Origin of the sequence: Alteribacillus persepolensis, assembly GCF_900099605.1 — a bacterium.
Classification (GTDB): Bacteria; Bacillota; Bacilli; order Bacillales; family Marinococcaceae; genus Alteribacillus; species Alteribacillus persepolensis.
In genome coordinates, this window is the sequence record NZ_FNDK01000006.1 from 1 (window position 1) to 14599 (window position 14599).

General features: G+C 39.9%; 21 protein-coding genes. 11 read left to right on the forward strand and 10 right to left on the reverse strand.

Translation table 11 applies throughout. The annotated features are described in order from the left end of the window. The coding region (locus BLT18_RS06470) for a sigma-70 family RNA polymerase sigma factor (protein ID WP_139184716.1) at positions 1-330 on the forward strand (330 nt) is incomplete at its 5' end. 65 nt (positions 331-395) lie between these two features. Here the strand turns inward: BLT18_RS06470 and BLT18_RS06475 are convergent. From BLT18_RS06475 to BLT18_RS06510, 8 genes are all read right to left on the reverse strand, one after another. After that, the gene (locus BLT18_RS06475) at positions 396-668 is read right to left on the reverse strand and encodes an HU family DNA-binding protein (RefSeq protein ID WP_091272311.1); all 273 of its coding nucleotides are present in this window, start codon (positions 666-668) and stop codon (positions 396-398) included. A 219-nt stretch (positions 669-887) separates the two neighbouring features. Further along, the gene (mnhG, locus tag BLT18_RS06480; protein ID WP_245705198.1) at positions 888-1253 is read right to left on the reverse strand and encodes a monovalent cation/H(+) antiporter subunit G; all 366 of its coding nucleotides are present in this window, start codon (positions 1251-1253) and stop codon (positions 888-890) included. Continuing rightward, positions 1234-1515 (reverse strand): Na(+)/H(+) antiporter subunit F1, encoded by a 282-nt coding sequence (locus tag BLT18_RS06485; protein WP_091272313.1) that lies wholly within the window; start codon positions 1513-1515, stop codon positions 1234-1236. The genes mnhG and BLT18_RS06485 overlap by 20 nt, the downstream gene beginning before the upstream one ends. Continuing rightward, positions 1512-1991, reverse strand: coding sequence for a Na+/H+ antiporter subunit E (locus tag BLT18_RS06490; RefSeq protein WP_091272315.1), 480 nt, complete (start codon positions 1989-1991; stop codon positions 1512-1514). The genes BLT18_RS06485 and BLT18_RS06490 overlap by 4 nt, the downstream gene beginning before the upstream one ends. A 5-nt stretch (positions 1992-1996) precedes the next feature. After that, positions 1997-3481, reverse strand: a complete 1485-nt coding sequence (locus BLT18_RS06495) for a Na+/H+ antiporter subunit D (RefSeq protein WP_091272317.1) — start codon at positions 3479-3481, stop codon at positions 1997-1999. Next, complete coding sequence (locus tag BLT18_RS06500) at positions 3474-3815, reverse strand: Na(+)/H(+) antiporter subunit C (RefSeq protein WP_091272319.1); 342 nt, start codon at positions 3813-3815, stop codon at positions 3474-3476. The genes BLT18_RS06495 and BLT18_RS06500 overlap by 8 nt, the downstream gene beginning before the upstream one ends. Next, complete coding sequence (locus tag BLT18_RS06505) at positions 3815-4237, reverse strand: Na(+)/H(+) antiporter subunit B (protein WP_091272321.1); 423 nt, start codon at positions 4235-4237, stop codon at positions 3815-3817. The genes BLT18_RS06500 and BLT18_RS06505 overlap by 1 nt, the downstream gene beginning before the upstream one ends. Beyond that, positions 4234-6639, reverse strand: a complete 2406-nt coding sequence (locus BLT18_RS06510) for a Na+/H+ antiporter subunit A (protein WP_091272323.1) — start codon at positions 6637-6639, stop codon at positions 4234-4236. Before BLT18_RS06510 ends, BLT18_RS06505 begins: the two co-directional genes overlap by 4 nt. 194 nt (positions 6640-6833) lie before the next feature. On the opposite strand from BLT18_RS06510, the gene BLT18_RS06515 reads away from it, so the two are divergent. After that, on the forward strand, positions 6834-7043 hold the full coding sequence (locus tag BLT18_RS06515; RefSeq protein WP_091272325.1) for a hypothetical protein: 210 nt from the start codon (positions 6834-6836) through the stop codon (positions 7041-7043). Positions 7044-7138: 95 nt separating this feature from the next. On the opposite strand, the gene BLT18_RS06520 is transcribed toward BLT18_RS06515, so the two are convergent. Next, on the reverse strand, positions 7139-7294 hold the full coding sequence (locus BLT18_RS06520; RefSeq protein ID WP_091272327.1) for a sporulation histidine kinase inhibitor Sda: 156 nt from the start codon (positions 7292-7294) through the stop codon (positions 7139-7141). Positions 7295-7635: 341 nt separating this feature from the next. Between BLT18_RS06520 and BLT18_RS06525 the strand changes: the two genes are divergently transcribed. Genes BLT18_RS06525 through BLT18_RS06560 form a run of 8 tightly spaced genes read left to right on the forward strand, consistent with a single transcriptional unit; the run spans position 7636 to position 12796 of the window. Further along, positions 7636-8193 (forward strand): YqeG family HAD IIIA-type phosphatase, encoded by a 558-nt coding sequence (locus BLT18_RS06525; protein WP_091272328.1) that lies wholly within the window; start codon positions 7636-7638, stop codon positions 8191-8193. Then, complete coding sequence (gene yqeH / locus BLT18_RS06530) at positions 8190-9302, forward strand: ribosome biogenesis GTPase YqeH (RefSeq protein ID WP_091272330.1); 1113 nt, start codon at positions 8190-8192, stop codon at positions 9300-9302. Before BLT18_RS06525 ends, yqeH begins: the two co-directional genes overlap by 4 nt. After that, positions 9302-10153 carry a shikimate dehydrogenase gene (gene aroE / locus BLT18_RS06535; RefSeq protein WP_091272332.1) on the forward strand — a complete coding sequence of 284 codons (852 nt, stop codon included), beginning with the start codon at positions 9302-9304 and terminating at the stop codon, positions 10151-10153. Before yqeH ends, aroE begins: the two co-directional genes overlap by 1 nt. 1 nt (position 10154) lies before the next feature. Then, complete coding sequence (yhbY, locus tag BLT18_RS06540) at positions 10155-10445, forward strand: ribosome assembly RNA-binding protein YhbY (protein WP_091272334.1); 291 nt, start codon at positions 10155-10157, stop codon at positions 10443-10445. A gap of 22 nt (positions 10446-10467) precedes the next feature. Beyond that, positions 10468-11043 carry a nicotinate-nucleotide adenylyltransferase gene (locus BLT18_RS06545; protein WP_091272335.1) on the forward strand — a complete coding sequence of 192 codons (576 nt, stop codon included), beginning with the start codon at positions 10468-10470 and terminating at the stop codon, positions 11041-11043. Then, positions 11036-11623 (forward strand): bis(5'-nucleosyl)-tetraphosphatase (symmetrical) YqeK, encoded by a 588-nt coding sequence (gene yqeK, locus BLT18_RS06550; RefSeq protein WP_091272336.1) that lies wholly within the window; start codon positions 11036-11038, stop codon positions 11621-11623. Before BLT18_RS06545 ends, yqeK begins: the two co-directional genes overlap by 8 nt. An 8-nt stretch (positions 11624-11631) precedes the next feature. Beyond that, positions 11632-11985, forward strand: coding sequence for a ribosome silencing factor (gene rsfS, locus BLT18_RS06555; protein WP_091272562.1), 354 nt, complete (start codon positions 11632-11634; stop codon positions 11983-11985). A gap of 1 nt (position 11986) precedes the next feature. Further along, on the forward strand, positions 11987-12796 hold the full coding sequence (locus tag BLT18_RS06560) for a class I SAM-dependent DNA methyltransferase (RefSeq protein ID WP_091272338.1): 810 nt from the start codon (positions 11987-11989) through the stop codon (positions 12794-12796). Positions 12797-12981: 185 nt separating this feature from the next. On the opposite strand, the gene comER is transcribed toward BLT18_RS06560, so the two are convergent. Next, positions 12982-13815 carry a late competence protein ComER gene (comER, locus tag BLT18_RS06565; protein ID WP_175487392.1) on the reverse strand — a complete coding sequence of 278 codons (834 nt, stop codon included), beginning with the start codon at positions 13813-13815 and terminating at the stop codon, positions 12982-12984. 100 nt (positions 13816-13915) lie between these two features. Between comER and BLT18_RS06570 the strand changes: the two genes are divergently transcribed. After that, positions 13916-14539 (forward strand): helix-hairpin-helix domain-containing protein, encoded by a 624-nt coding sequence (locus BLT18_RS06570; RefSeq protein ID WP_175487393.1) that lies wholly within the window; start codon positions 13916-13918, stop codon positions 14537-14539. Positions 14540-14599 lie beyond the last annotated feature (60 nt).

Consider the following 14599-nt stretch of genomic DNA (forward strand, 5'->3'; position numbering starts at 1 on the left):
GGGAATGAGATTTCTTTATTGGATGTGCTGCAAGAAGATGGGCCAGACATTGCTGATCTTATTCAGTTAAAAATGGAAAAGAAGCAAGTATATGGATTTATGAATGTGCTTGATGAGCGTGAGAAAGAGGTAATTATTTACCGTTTTGGCTTAGAGCACGAAAAAGAGAAAACCCAGCGTGAAATTGCTAAAGAACTGGGGATTTCAAGAAGTTATGTTTCACGTATCGAAAAGCGAGCATTACTCAAACTCTTTCAAGAATTTTATAAACAGCAAAAACAAGTAAGCGGTGATATGCCATCAATTCCGTTAAACAAAATAGACCGATGAAAGAGAAAAGAAGCTTTTCCACAGCATGCTGTAGAAAAGCTTCTGTTTTTATGTTTTTGTACTTCTTAATTAACTGCATCCTTCAATTGTTTTCCTGGACGGAAAGCAGGGTTCTTGGTAGCTGGAATTTCAATTTCTTCACCTGTTTGAGGATTGCGTCCTTTACGTGCAGCACGCTCGCGAACCTCGAAACTTCCGAAGCCAACAAGCTGAATTTTGTCTCCTTTTTTCAAGGTTTCTGTAATGCTGTCGAAAACCGCGTCTACAGCTTTTGAAGCATCTTTTTTGGAGATGTCGGCTTGTTCTGCTACAGCGTTGATTAAATCGGTTTTGTTCATGAAAAAACTCCCTTTCATTCCTAATAATATCGAAGCCTGTACAATACAAATTTACTCATGAAATCCTTGATATGTCAAGTATTGACGGCAATTTAAGACAAATCCATGTTGATTTGACATTATTTTAGCCAAAAAAGAAACGATTCAAACCTCCCAAGCTTTATCGCATACCATCTGGTAACAATCATTTACATGGATGAAAGGAAAACAAATGTCACGTTATGAAGATGAATGCTGATTTTTCTTTTTTGTATGCAGTTCATCTTGTATGCTTGACTCCCATAAAGACACACCTGAATGATAAGCGGCCCGCGCAATTAAATGACCGCCAACCGGGGCTGTAATAAACACAAATACAATTCCTAATAAAATACGAGCACTGACATACCCATCAACCAAGGCAAAATAAAGAAACAATCCAAACAAAATACAGAGCACGCTTAAAGTAGCTGACTTGGTAGCAGCATGTGAGCGCGTGTATATATCTGGAAGGCGAACCAGACCAATGGCACTGACTAAACTGAGTAAAGCGCCTAATAGAACAATGATACTAATCACTAAGGTGCTAATCTCGTTTCCGCTCAATGACAACACCCTTTTCAATGAATTTAGAAAACGCAACGGTTCCGATAAAAGCTAAAATTCCCAGTAGTAACATAACTTCTAAGAAAGCTGTTGTTTCTAAAATAAGGGAAACGACAGCAACCAAGCTAATTAAATTAATCCCTATATTATCAAGGGCAATGACCCGGTCCGGCATGGATGGCCCTTTTGCTACCCGGTACACGGCTATGAAGATGGAAACAGCGAGGATAACAGCAGAGATTTGCAATAATAGATCAGTCACGACCGGCTCACCCCTTTTATCGCTTTTTCAAACGTATTTTTGATATCTGACTTAGCTTCTTCTACATTGCCTAAGTGCATTGCGTGAATATACAGTGTTTTATTATTCGGTGATACATCTACGACCAGTGTACCAGGAGTCAAAGTGATCAAGCATGATAACACAGTCACTTCCCAGTCTTTTTTTAATTCAATATCCATCGCAAAAATACCAGGCTGTATTTTTAAAGATGGCTGCAAAATTTGTCCTATAACCTCGACGCTTGATAAAACAAGTTCTCTTAAAAAGATGACTACTAACTTTACGATAGCGATGACACCTAGAAAATAAAAACGGTCAGGGAAGAAATTCCGTAGTAAATAAACAATTCCCAGCCCGATAATAAAGCCGCTTACAAAGCCGGAAAAAGTCCAAGCATTGTTTAAAAACATCCAAATAATCGCAATCGTAAGGTTAATCATTATTTGAACAGACATATTCACTACTCCTTTAGTACGGCATCAATATAAATTTCAGGATGAAGCAGCGTTTCGGCCGCTGTAGCAACAAATGGGTACAGCATCTCGGCACCTAAGCCAATGCCTGCAGAAACGGCAATCAAAATGGCACTAGGCAGTAAGAGTCCTTTTGTTGAACCATATTGGTTCGCATGCTCGAGCTGAATTTTTCCGTAAAAGCCGTTTAAGAATATACGAATCATGGAGTACAAAACAAGCAAGCTGGATACCATCATAGCAGCAACAATCCAGTACTGACCGGCACTGACCCCGCCTTGTACTAAAAGCAGCTTGCCAATGAAACCACTTAGCGGAGGGATACCAACCAAGGCCATGACAGCGGTGAAAAACATCCAGCCCAACTGAGCGTGATGTTTGATCAATCCCCCCATATCTTTGAGATGGCTCGTGCCGGCGACAACAACCATCGCACCGATTAAAAGGAAAAGTGCACCTTTAATGACCATATCATGCATGAGGTAGAAAATAGCACCCATAAAGCCTTCTTCTGTTAAGGTAGATACCCCAAATAAAACAAAGCCGACTGCTACAATGACATTGTAAACGAGGATCTTTTTGACATCTTGGTGAGCAACTGCCCCAACAACACCAAAAATCATGGTTAGTGCAGCTAGTACCGCCAATATTTGATGAGTATATCCTGTGTCGTGTACGAAAACGACGGAATAGGTGCGAAAGATGGAATAAATACCAACTTTAGTGAGCAGCGCACCAAAGATAGCAGCGATAGCGGATGGCGGCGCTGCATATGAGGCAGGCAGCCAAAAATATAAAGGAAACAATGCTCCTTTTAAGCCGAATACAATTAAAAATAATACGGCAATAACCGTAAGAATGGGAGCTTGTGTTTCCAAGCTGCCAATTCTCTCGGAAAGGTGAGCCATATTTAACGTGCCAGCGACAGCATAAAGGTAAGCGACACCAGCGACGAATAATGCAGAAGAAATAACATTAACAAGCACATATTTAAATGATTCACGCAGCTGTACTTTTGTTCCCCCGTGTACAATGAGAATATAGGAGGCAATCAGCATTACTTCAAAAAACACAAATAAGTTAAAGATATCACCGGTTAAAAAAGCACCGACGACACCAGTTATTAAAAACTGAAAGAACGGATAGTAATAGTATTTTTCGCGTTCAGCATCAATGGAATAAAACGAATACAATAAGACAGCCAAACTAACAATGGAAGTGGTAGACACTAATAAAATAGCAAGCATGTCTGCCACAAGCACAATGCCAAATGGTGGCTGCCAGCCGCCTAATTCAAGTGTTTGGATGCCGTTATTATGTACTTGAAAGACAAGCATTACACTAACAATAACTAACAGCACACTCGCAATAAAACTTAGTACTTTTTGAAACGTTACTTTTTTCGGGAAAAACAAAAGAATAATCCCTGTTAGTAAAGGAATAAGGATAGGCAGAATTACAAAATTAGTCATATGAATCAGTTCCTCTCAATCTGTCGGTGTCATCCGTTCCTGTTTCTTTATAAGCTCTATAACCGAGAACCATGAAAAAAGATGTTACACCAAAGCTAATAACAATGGCCGTTAAAATTAAAGCTTGGGGGAGAGGATCCGAATAGGTACCAGCCTCCAACCCCAGTAAAGGAGGGGCTCCCGTCTTTAGTCCGGCCATCGTGAGCAAGAGAACATGTGCCCCATGGCTGATGATGGATGTCCCAATAATAATTCGTATAAAACTTCTGGACAGCACCATGTACGTGCCAGCCATAAACAGCACGCCAGCGAGAATTGACATTAGTATTTCCATTATTGATCCTCTCCTATGGTCTGGATAATCGTGAGAGTGACACCTATAACCACTAAGTATACACCGACATCAAATAATAAGGCGGTTGCAAGTTCAAGTTCGCCTAACACAGGAAATGTGAAGTAATCAAATGTCTGTGATAAAAAAGGCACACCAAACAAAAAAGATCCAAGCCCTGTTCCGACAGCTGTTAACAGTCCTGCAGCTGTTACGAGTTTAAAATCAACGGGTAAAATGTTTCTTACCATTTCAATATCGTAAGCGAGAAGTAATAAGACGAGGGCGGAAGCTGTCATCAATCCGCCGATAAATCCGCCCCCTGGTTCATGGTGTCCATTAAAGAACATGTATACAGAGAAAGCGAGGATAATAAATAGTACAAACTTGGTTGCTGTTTGTAAAATAACGTCATTCGATTTCACAAGTCATTCCTCCCCGCTAATCGCAGTTTAATCATTGTAAATATCCCCGCGGCTGCTATAGCCAGTACGAGAATTTCAAGCAGTGTATCAAATCCTCGGAAGTCCACTAAAATCACGTTAACCATGTTTTTTCCACCGGCTTCATCATAGCTTGCTTCAGGGAAAAAGCCAGCGATGGATTCAAATAAACGGCTGCTGTTTGCTGAAATGCCAATCAAGGTGACGGTAAGACCAACTGCCAGAGAGACGATGAAGTTTCCAGCACGAAAACGCATGTTTTCAAGCTTTCTCGAAATTTGCGGCAGATGGTAAAAGCAAAGTAAAAACAGTGCAACCGAAACCGTTTCAATAATCAGCTGCGTAAGTGCCAGATCAGGTGCTCGGAAAATAACGAAGAACAGTGCAATCGTATACCCCAGCACCCCTAAGCCTATGATGGCCTTTAGACGTGAGCGTGTAAACATAACGACAAGGGCAGTGGTTACTAAAACAGCCGCTAACACACCTTCGTACACACTGATTGGAGCAGTTGCGCCATCGACCGAAAACGCATCTTTGTTAAATAAAACAAAAACAAGTGCAACGACAAAAAATGAAAAGATATATAACAAATAGTGCCGGATAGAACTTGTCATATAAGCTCCTGTTAACTGACTGGATACTTTTTCAACGCCAGCTACTGTCTGATCATATATATGGTTTAGCGTTAAGGAGCTTGGAAACACATCGTATACGGCTACCCATTTTCTTAAGCTTAAATATAAAAGAGTACCGATACCAATAACTCCCATTGTCATATAAAGTTCAATCGTCCATCCGTGCCAAAAGTATATATCGACGTAGAATTGCTCCCCTTCTCCTAACAAAGAAGGCAGAATAGATGCCATAGCTGGTTCAATGACTGTATAAGCCAAGATATTTGGGAAAAAGCCAAATACAATGACTAAAGATACCAATATAATTGGTGAAAGCAGCATGCCAAAAGGAGCTTCATGAGGTTTAACATCAAGCTTTTCAGGCTGCATTTTTCCAGTAAATGTTTTAAATACGAGCATCATGCTGTAAATAAACGTAAAGATACTGGCGACCCACGCTACAACAGGGAACAAGACCCCGAAGCTGTCCATGTTAAACGCTTGGAATGAGGTAATATCTACCATGGCGGTAAAAAACATTTCTTTACTTAAAAAGCCGTTAAATGGCGGCAGACCGGCCATGGAAAAGCTTCCGATAACTGCTATCGTAAACGTAATAGGCATTACAGTCATAAGACCGCCTAAACGCCGGATATCCCGTGTACCTGTTTCGTGGTCGACAATACCAGCCATCATAAACAGACTCCCTTTAAAGGTCGCATGGTTAATTAAATGAAAAATGGCGGCCGTTGTCGCGCCGATATATAAGTTGTCGTCCATACTGTCAAAATGGATAGCAGCTGCACCGACCCCCAGCATGGATAGAATCATTCCGAGCTGACTCACGGTGGAAAAAGCTAATATCCCTTTTAAATCTGTCTGCTGAACTGCAGAGAATGATCCCCAAAACAGGGTGACAATACCAAAGCCTGCGACAATCCACATCCATTCTCCGCTAAAGGCAAATACGGGACTTAATCTGGCTACTAAGTAAATTCCGGCTTTAACCATCGTTGCAGAGTGTAAATATGCACTAACTGGAGTAGGCGCTTCCATCGCGTCTGGTAGCCAAATGTGAAATGGAAATTGTGCCGATTTTGTAAAAGCACCTAACAAAATAGTGAGCATGGCTGGAATAAACAAATCATGTGATGTGATGTCACCAGCTGAAGCAATGATTTCCTGAATACTGAAGGTCCCTGTCATGGCATAAAGCATAACAAAGCCAACAAGCATAGAAAAACCGCCCATCACTGTGATAAGCATGGACTTTAAAGCGCCATACCGGGACTTTTCTCTTTCATACCAATAGGATATGAGCAAAAAAGATGATAAGCTTGTAATTTCCCAAAAAGTGTATAAAACAATTAAATTGTCAGATAAAACAACACCAAGCATTGCCCCCATAAACATCAGTAAGAAGGTATAAAAATTATTTAAAGCTTCTCTTTCTTTAGACAAGTAGTAAATGGAATATAAAACGACAAGCATTCCAATACCTGTAATGAGAAGAGCAAATAAAAGACCAAGTCCGTCTACATGTGCAGTAAAGTGTATCCCCAATGAGGGAATCCAATCCCAGACAGCTGTTACTGTTTGTTTGCTGGAAGTAACAGGGAGATACTGCAAAAAGTAAACGAACAATATGGCGGGTATTGTTAAAACAAACCAGCCAGTATGTATTTTAGGTAGTTTTTTATACAAAAATGGAACAAATACAGCAGCAATAAATGGTGCAACAATTGCAATATGTAGTGCAGTTAGCATATAGAACCTCCTTGTCGATTTAGGCACAATCTTTTCACATTATAACTTATATCAACTAGCCTTGCATCTCTAGAATCCTGAGTTTTCAGGCAATACACAAAAGTTATAAATAGGAAGAAACGCGATTTTAAAAATTTATTGAATAAACATTTTGTCGAAAACCGACACTAAATATAAAAAAGGATGGATAGGGTATGACAACACGAAATACCATCATATTTTTGACTATATTTAGTGTCTTTGTTGCAGGTGGAGCAGCTGCTAATGATTATGTTGAACAAAAACGCCTTGAAAAATTCTACTCGCGTCCAGATCTTCTTCCGTTATCAAATGACGAGGAATTTGAGAGAGAAGTATTTGAACCGAGAGAATACGTAAAAATAAAAAGCCTTTCCAGTCAGTAATGGAAAGGCTTGTTTTCATATAAAGGGAAAACATACATAGGCATGTACACAGTAATGTAATGTTGTTATGCGGCGGACGATGACTTGCTGTTGTGCTACTGTGTATATGAGATGTATTGTTGTTGTGGTTGTTTTAATAATGAACGTCGAGTCATTTCTTTTTCTATTAATAAAATAAAATCATCATTTAACTGTAGATCTAATGCCTTTTCATACGCTTCAATTAATAAATCGTCGGATAGCTGCTTCAAAGGCCCGGCACCTCCTTAAACGATATAATATCGCTTATCTGTTAGCTGCGGTGAAAAAGTAAAGATTTCCAATTGAATGTAAATTTAGTTTAGCATGATACATAATAGAGAACAACCGTTCGTTTGTCCACAGCCACCAGTGGATAATCTGTTTATAAACACTGGATAAATTTATGAAAAGTTGTAGTTAAAGGGAGTTGTTTGTTGAGAAAGTTATCCACAGTTTTGGGGATGAAAGAATTTGTCGAAAAGTTTTTGTGCTAGCAAATGGACAAAACAGCATAGGATGGTTGTTTGAAAAAAAACACGTTTAACGATATACTTTCAGTTTAGCAGTGGTTATGTACGGAAAAACATATAAAAGGGTGTGCACGGTGCTAAAACATTTTATGCCAAATGAATACTTACCTTCCGTGTTTGATTTAAATCTTGATCATTTACAAAAGCGAAATATTAAAGGAATTATTACCGACTTAGATAATACATTGGTGGAGTGGAATCGGCCAGAAGCGACACCTGAACTTCTAGACTGGATGTATTTTGTAAAGCAGCAAGGTTTTCAGGTAACCATCGTATCTAATAACAATAAAGCACGTGTCAGTGCGTTTTGCGAACCAACCGGCATTAAGTTTATTCATTCTGCAAAAAAGCCGATGGCAAAAGCATTCAACAAGGCTTGCAAACAAATGGGGCTGCGTAAAAGTGAAGTTGTAGTTATTGGAGATCAAGTGATGACTGATGTATTTGGAGGAAACCGAGCCGGCTTCTACACAATATTAGTAGTCCCTGTAGCTGAGTCAGATGGAGCGTGGACAAAAATTAATCGTAAAGTCGAACGAAGAGTGTTAAAAAGGTTAAAAGGAAAAGGATATATCCACTGGGAGGAGGATTCTAAGTGAACGAAGAGAAGTCGTTAATATGTGCAGGATGCGGAGCCCGAATACAAACAGAAGATCCGTCTTCATCTGGTTACGTTCCATCGTCTGCATTAAAAAGAAATGTAATTATTTGTCAGCGCTGTTTTCGGCTGAAGCATTATAACGAAGTACAAGATATAGATTTGGATAATACAGATTTTACAGACAAGCTCCACGAGTTAGGAAAGCGAAATGCATTAATTGTCAAAGTGGTGGATCTCTTTGATTTTGAAGGCAGCTGGATTTCTGGTTTCCATCGCTATATTGGGGAAAATGATGTTATTCTTTTAGCGAATAAGGTTGATTTGCTTCCAAAGTCAACGAATAAAAACAAGCTCAAAAATTGGATTTACAGAACGGCAAAAGAACATGGTCTTTATGTAAAAGACATTTTGTTTATGAGCGCTGAAAAAAATATCGGTGTTGTCGAAGCTGCTCAGGCGATGGATGCCTATCGGAATGGCAAAGATGTGTATGTAACAGGATGTACCAACGTTGGAAAGTCCACGTTCATTAATAAACTAATTCAAGAGTTTGATGGAGATGAAGAGCAGCTGATTACAACGTCTCATTTTCCAGGGACCACACTGGATACAATTGATTTGCCATTGGATGATGGGAGCAGGTTGTATGACACTCCTGGTATTATGAATAACAAGCAAATGGCTCATTATGTAACGAAGCAAGATTTAAAACAGCTTCTCCCTGTAAAAGAAATCAAGCCAAGAATCTTTCAATTAAACAGCCAGCAAACGTTATTTGTAGCCGGTTTTTTGCGTGTGGACTTTTTGCGAGGGGATCCTAACTCCTTTGTAGCATATTTTGCCAATAACTTGCACATACATCGAACCAAGCAAGAGAAAGCAGAGCAGCTGTACAGCAATCACGCAGGCGAAATGCTGTCTCCGCCTAGTAAAGAAACGCTGGAGCGAATGCCGGCGTTTGTGAAACACTCATTTAAAATCAAGAAAGAAAAAACAGATATCGTTATTTCCGGGTTTGGCTGGATTTCGGTCATTGAGCCTGGAGCAGAAGTAGAGGTTTATGCGCCTGAAGGAGTTGGAGTATCATTGAGAGAGGCGGTTATATAATGGGGGATTATCTACTAAAAGCCGAGAAATTGTTTGGGGTTATTGGACATCCAATCGGACATTCTATGTCCCCTGCTATACATAATGATCAGTTTCAACATCAAGGGCTTCCTTACTTTTATCATGCGTTTGATGTGGACTCTCTCGATTTAAAACATGCGATTGAGGGAATGAAAAGACTTGGTGTATCAGGATTTAACGTAACGGTTCCACACAAAGTAGAGGTCATGCAATATTTAGATGATATTGAAGATGATGCACAAACGATTGGGGCGGTAAATACTGTTGTTAGTCAAGATGGAAGACTGATTGGATATAATACGGACGGCAAAGGATATTTAACCTCATTATTACAAACAGTCGGCGAGAAATTACATGATAACCGGGTGCTTGTCATTGGTGCAGGAGGAGCTGCTCGTGCTGTTATTACAGCGCTGAACAATTATGGCGTCAAACAATTGGCTGTGACAAACCGGACACCATCAAAGGCTGAAACGATAAAAGATAGAGTGAATCCGACCATGCGCATCATGGAAATGAATGAGGCCAAAGATAAGTTGGATCAATTTGACGTTATTATTAATACAACTTCTGTTGGAATGCCTCCGCAGCAAGACAACGTACCTTTAGAAGTGACGGCTCTAAAAGACAATGCTTTGTTAAGCGACTTGATTTACAATCCACTGGAGACAAAGTGGTTGCAACAAGGAAAAAGTTACGGGGCACAAACATTAAATGGAATTGGGATGTTTGTTGGGCAAGGGGCTGTAGCCTTTGAATTGTGGACAGGCATTTGGCCGGACACAGAAAGAATGACAGAAGTGGTGTTAGACCAGCTTAGGAGGAAATAACATGTTGACTGGAAAACAAAAACGGTATTTGCGCAGCAAAACACACTCGTTAAAGCCTGTTTTTCAAGTAGGAAAAGCAGGGGTAAATGAAAACTTAATAAAACAAACCGAAGATGTCTTGGAAGCAAGAGAGTTGATAAAAATCAACATACTGCAAAATTGTGCATACGATAAACACACGATTGCAGAAGAACTGGCGAGTGGTGCTGATGCACATGTCGTGCAAATTATTGGAAATACAATTGTTCTATATAAAGAATCGCAAGAAAGTAAGCAAATAGAATTGCCTTAACACAAAAAGGAGAAAGAACGTGATGACAAAAATAGGTCTGTTAGGCGGGACATTTAATCCTCCCCATACAGCTCACTTGGTTATTGCGCAAGAAGCGTTAATGACGTTAGGATTGAGTGAAGTGTGGTTTATACCTGTACACACACCGCCGCATAAGACGAGAGAGCAAATGGCTTCTCCGGAGGAACGCTTTATTATGACACAAAAAGCAACGCAGCATAACGATAAGTTCAACGTTTCAGATATTGAACTGACACGAAAAGGACCGTCTTATACAATTGAAACAGTAAAGACGTTAAAAAAACAAACAACAGATACGGAATTTTATTTTATTATTGGCGGCGACATGGCGGAGCAGCTGGACCGTTGGAAAGATATTCACGAGCTGAAAAGCATGGTAACTTTTGTCATTGCAGACCGCCCAGGTTTTTCCAGTCACTCTGCTCACAGGGAAAATGAAAGTGTTCATGTTCACGTTCCGCAGATGGATATTTCTTCTACCATGATTCGAAAACGGTATGCAGCAGGAAAAAACATTCGCTACTATGTTGCAGATGAAGTATGGCGGTTTATAAAGGAGAGAGATCTCTATGGATAAAACAGCAGCATTAGAAATAGTCAAACCACATCTAACAGAACACCGCTATATTCATACTGTTGGTGTGATGGAAACAGCGGTTTACCTTGCAGATAAAATAGGAAACCTTCATCAAAATGAAGTGGAATTAGCAGCTATTTTCCATGATTATGCAAAGTTCCGTGATAAAGAGGAAATGAGAAGCATTATCCGTCAACAAGAATACGATAAAAAGTTTATTGATTATGGTGATGAACTGCTTCATGCCCCAGCTGGTGCATATTTGGTGAAAACGGAAATTGGGATTGATAATGAAGAGATATTGTCGGCGATTTTTTGGCATACTACAGGTAAAGAAGATATGAACAATCTTGAGAAAGTATTGTTTCTTGCTGACTATATCGAGCCAAATCGTATTTTCCCTGGAGTGGAAGAAGTTCGCCGCACTGCTGATGAAAATATTGATGAAGCGGTAGTGATGGCGCTAAGAAACACCATTACGTTTCTTATGAAAAAACAACAAAGCGTTTTTCCAAAAACGCTTTATGCTTACAATGACATGGTTTATAAAATAAAACGCAAAGCAAATAGAGGAGGATGATGCAAAACATGCAAGGAAATGCATTGTTAGAACTTGCAGCTAAAGCAGCTGATGAAAAGAAAGCAGAGCAGCTAGTTGCTCTGGACATGAGAGGGATTTCATTAATTGCTGATTATTTTTTAATTGGCCATGGCAATTCGCATAAACAGGTACAGTCCATTGCCCGGGAAATAAAAAACAAAGCTCAAGAAGAAGGACAAGACGTCAAGCGCTTGGAAGGTTTTGATGAAGCAAAGTGGGTATTAATTGATTTGGGTGACATCATTGTTCATATTTTCCATAAAGATGAAAGACACTACTATAATTTAGAAAAACTTTGGGGCGATGCTTCGCAAGTCGAGTTAGAGGCTGTGTTGTCGTAGCATGACAACGTATAAGCATTTTGCAAGCCTCTATGATGATTTAATGGAGAATGCTCCATATGAAGAGTGGAGCCGCTGGCTATTGGAAGCCATTGATGAATATGCGAACTCGCCTTATCCGAAAATATTAGATGTAGGCTGTGGTACTGGAACAATTTTGTCTCATTTGTTAACAAAAGGATATGACGTACAAGGCATTGACCGTTCAGAGAATATGCTTGCTGTAGCTCAGCACAAGCTGAATAAACAAGGATTTCATCCGTTATTGCTGTGTCAGGACATGCGTTACTTAGAGCTGACCAGCAGCTATGAGGTCATATATCTGTTTTGTGATACATTGAATTATCTTGTGACCGAAGAAGACATTCTTCAAGCCTTTCGTTCTTGTTATCAACATCTTGATGAAGGCGGACTGCTCGTTTTCGATGTTCATTCTATGAACTATGTGGAAAACACGTTACAAGGTGTATCCTTTGCGGATGCTGCTGAGAACGTGTCGTATATTTGGAATACATTCGCCGGTCAAGCTCGTGGAGAGGTAGAACAGGAATTGACGTTTTTTGTTGAACGGGAAGAGGCGCTCTATGAACGATTTGATGAATATCATCTTCAGCGTACTTTCCCTGTGGAACATTATAAAGCGTGGCTGTCTGAATCAAGCTTTATAACATTGGGTGTTTTTGCCGACTTTTCATTTCATCCTCCGGATGAAGATAGCGATCGAGTTTTTTTTGTTGCAAAAAAACTTTCCAATCATAAGAAAAAAGGATACAATAAAAAGACGGGCAACCCGTCTTTTTATAAAAGGTAAGAAAGTATAAAAGTTGGCGTTTTTCATGTCTGGCTCAAGCGTCCACCCGTTTAGGCGCACACGACGTGGCGGTTTAGCTGAACGTCCTCTGTCTGCCCTTTCGACTCCAGGTCACAGGCGACCCTGCACGAAAGGTCCAGAACCTGTTGCGGCTTTCCGGGGGCGTTTGAACCTTTATTATGTGATTAATGTTTTAATACACCAAGCGCTTTTTTCATTTCTTTTTTATCGTCTGCAAACTTTTGATGTGTTTGTTGAACGACTTCTTCAAACATCCCCTCGCTGTATTTATCTAACACTTTTAACCCTTCTCCGGTTATCCCGCCAGGAACATTAACTTTTTCCCTAAGACTTCTTAAGTCGTAGTGGCCTTGCTGCAGCAGATATCCATAGGCGATTAACATCTTTTCTGCAAGTTGTTCGGCGTCATTTAGAGAAATAGATGTTTCTGTCACAGCAGAGTAGATGAATCGTTCTACTAAGAAGCTGATAAACGCTGGACCGCAGCTGACAATATCGCTTGAGATGCGTAAAACGTCATCAGAAACAGTAACTGGATCAGAGAAGGAACGAAGCCACTGTTGGAAGGAATGCCGCTCTGCTTCTTTCCAATTTTCCCCAAAAGTTAAAAGCAGCGGTCCTTTGCCTGTTTTATTCACAATGCTCGGCACCGTTCTGACGACTCTCCGAACTGGGAATACTTCTAAATCGTCCAGCTTAACTGGGCTTGTAATCGTAGCTAAAATATGATCTTCTCGCAAATGGTGTTTTAAATCATCAAGAATGTCTTTATATTGTCCAGGCCGAATACACAGGAAGACAACATCTGTTTTTTGCAGTAATTCGGGTAAACTGCTTGCTATATTTAATTGTGGAAAACTTTCTTTGAAATGATAACTTTTTTCTGTTGTACGATTGAAAATGTACATGTCTTTTGCCTCAATACCACCACGTTCCATCATGACTTCTGCGAGCATCCCACCCATGTTGCCGATACCAACAATACCTATGTTTTTCATGCAGGAATCCCTCCCTGATTTTCCGTTCATAAAATCACTTCCCCATTCAATGTGTATGCCTGAACGATAATAATCATGCTATGAGAAAGGAGTCATGTTGATGTTCTCTAAACATCCGCTGTTTTTGTCATTAGGAGGCATTGTGCTGGTGTTTTCAGTAATTTTTATTGTGTTTTACGCAAAACATAACCAGACAGATAGTATTCAAACGGGTGACCTCTTAGAAGATGAATTTTTTCAAGAGCATGCTGAAGAATATTCAGAAGTTTCTACCGAACATTCAGAGCAAGAAGAAGCAGAAATGAAGTTGCTTGTTGATGTGAAAGGGGCAGTGAAGCACCCAGGGGTGTATGAGTTAGAAGCTGATAACAGAGTAATGGATGCTGTCGACGCTGCTGGCGGTCTAATGGATAATAGTGATGAAGCTCAGGTAAACTTTGCAGAACGCATTTATGATGAGATGGTTATTTATGTCCCAGTCAAAGGGGAAAATCCAACGCCAGCAGCAATAAGTGCTGCCCCGGATGACGATAAATTACGGTTAAATAGTGCCGGGGCAGCAGACTTGGAGCAGCTGCCTGGGATTGGGCCAAAAAAAGCAGAAGCCATTATTTCTTACCGAGAAGAACATGGAGATTTTCAACAGGTGGAAGATTTATTACATGTATCAGGAATCGGAGAAAAATCATTAGAACAGTTAAAAGAAGAAGTCAGGGTGGATTAGGAAGGGATTTTTGTTTAAAATATTTTTAATTTTTGATAATGTAAAAGAAAGATGAAAAAG

Bases quoted from the DNA above. Each gene is read 5' to 3' on its own strand.
- BLT18_RS06475 (WP_091272311.1), bottom strand. From the start codon at position 668: ATGAACAAAACCGATTTAATCAACGCTGTAGCAGAACAAGCCGACATC.
- BLT18_RS06490 (WP_091272315.1), bottom strand. From the start codon at position 1,991: ATGTCTGTTCAAATAATGATTAACCTTACGATTGCGATTATTTGGATG.
- BLT18_RS06495 (WP_091272317.1), bottom strand. From the start codon at position 3,481: ATGACTAATTTTGTAATTCTGCCTATCCTTATTCCTTTACTAACAGGG.
- BLT18_RS06500 (WP_091272319.1), bottom strand. From the start codon at position 3,815: ATGGAAATACTAATGTCAATTCTCGCTGGCGTGCTGTTTATGGCTGGC.
- BLT18_RS06510 (WP_091272323.1), bottom strand. From the start codon at position 6,639: ATGCTAACTGCACTACATATTGCAATTGTTGCACCATTTATTGCTGCT.
- BLT18_RS06515 (WP_091272325.1), top strand. From the start codon at position 6,834: ATGACAACACGAAATACCATCATATTTTTGACTATATTTAGTGTCTTT.
- BLT18_RS06525 (WP_091272328.1), top strand. From the start codon at position 7,636: ATGTACGGAAAAACATATAAAAGGGTGTGCACGGTGCTAAAACATTTT.
- aroE (WP_091272332.1), top strand. From the start codon at position 9,302: ATGGGGGATTATCTACTAAAAGCCGAGAAATTGTTTGGGGTTATTGGA.
- yhbY (WP_091272334.1), top strand. From the start codon at position 10,155: ATGTTGACTGGAAAACAAAAACGGTATTTGCGCAGCAAAACACACTCG.
- BLT18_RS06545 (WP_091272335.1), top strand. From the start codon at position 10,468: ATGACAAAAATAGGTCTGTTAGGCGGGACATTTAATCCTCCCCATACA.
- yqeK (WP_091272336.1), top strand. From the start codon at position 11,036: ATGGATAAAACAGCAGCATTAGAAATAGTCAAACCACATCTAACAGAA.
- rsfS (WP_091272562.1), top strand. From the start codon at position 11,632: ATGCAAGGAAATGCATTGTTAGAACTTGCAGCTAAAGCAGCTGATGAA.
- BLT18_RS06560 (WP_091272338.1), top strand. From the start codon at position 11,987: ATGACAACGTATAAGCATTTTGCAAGCCTCTATGATGATTTAATGGAG.
- comER (WP_175487392.1), bottom strand. From the start codon at position 13,815: ATGAAAAACATAGGTATTGTTGGTATCGGCAACATGGGTGGGATGCTC.
- BLT18_RS06570 (WP_175487393.1), top strand. From the start codon at position 13,916: ATGTTCTCTAAACATCCGCTGTTTTTGTCATTAGGAGGCATTGTGCTG.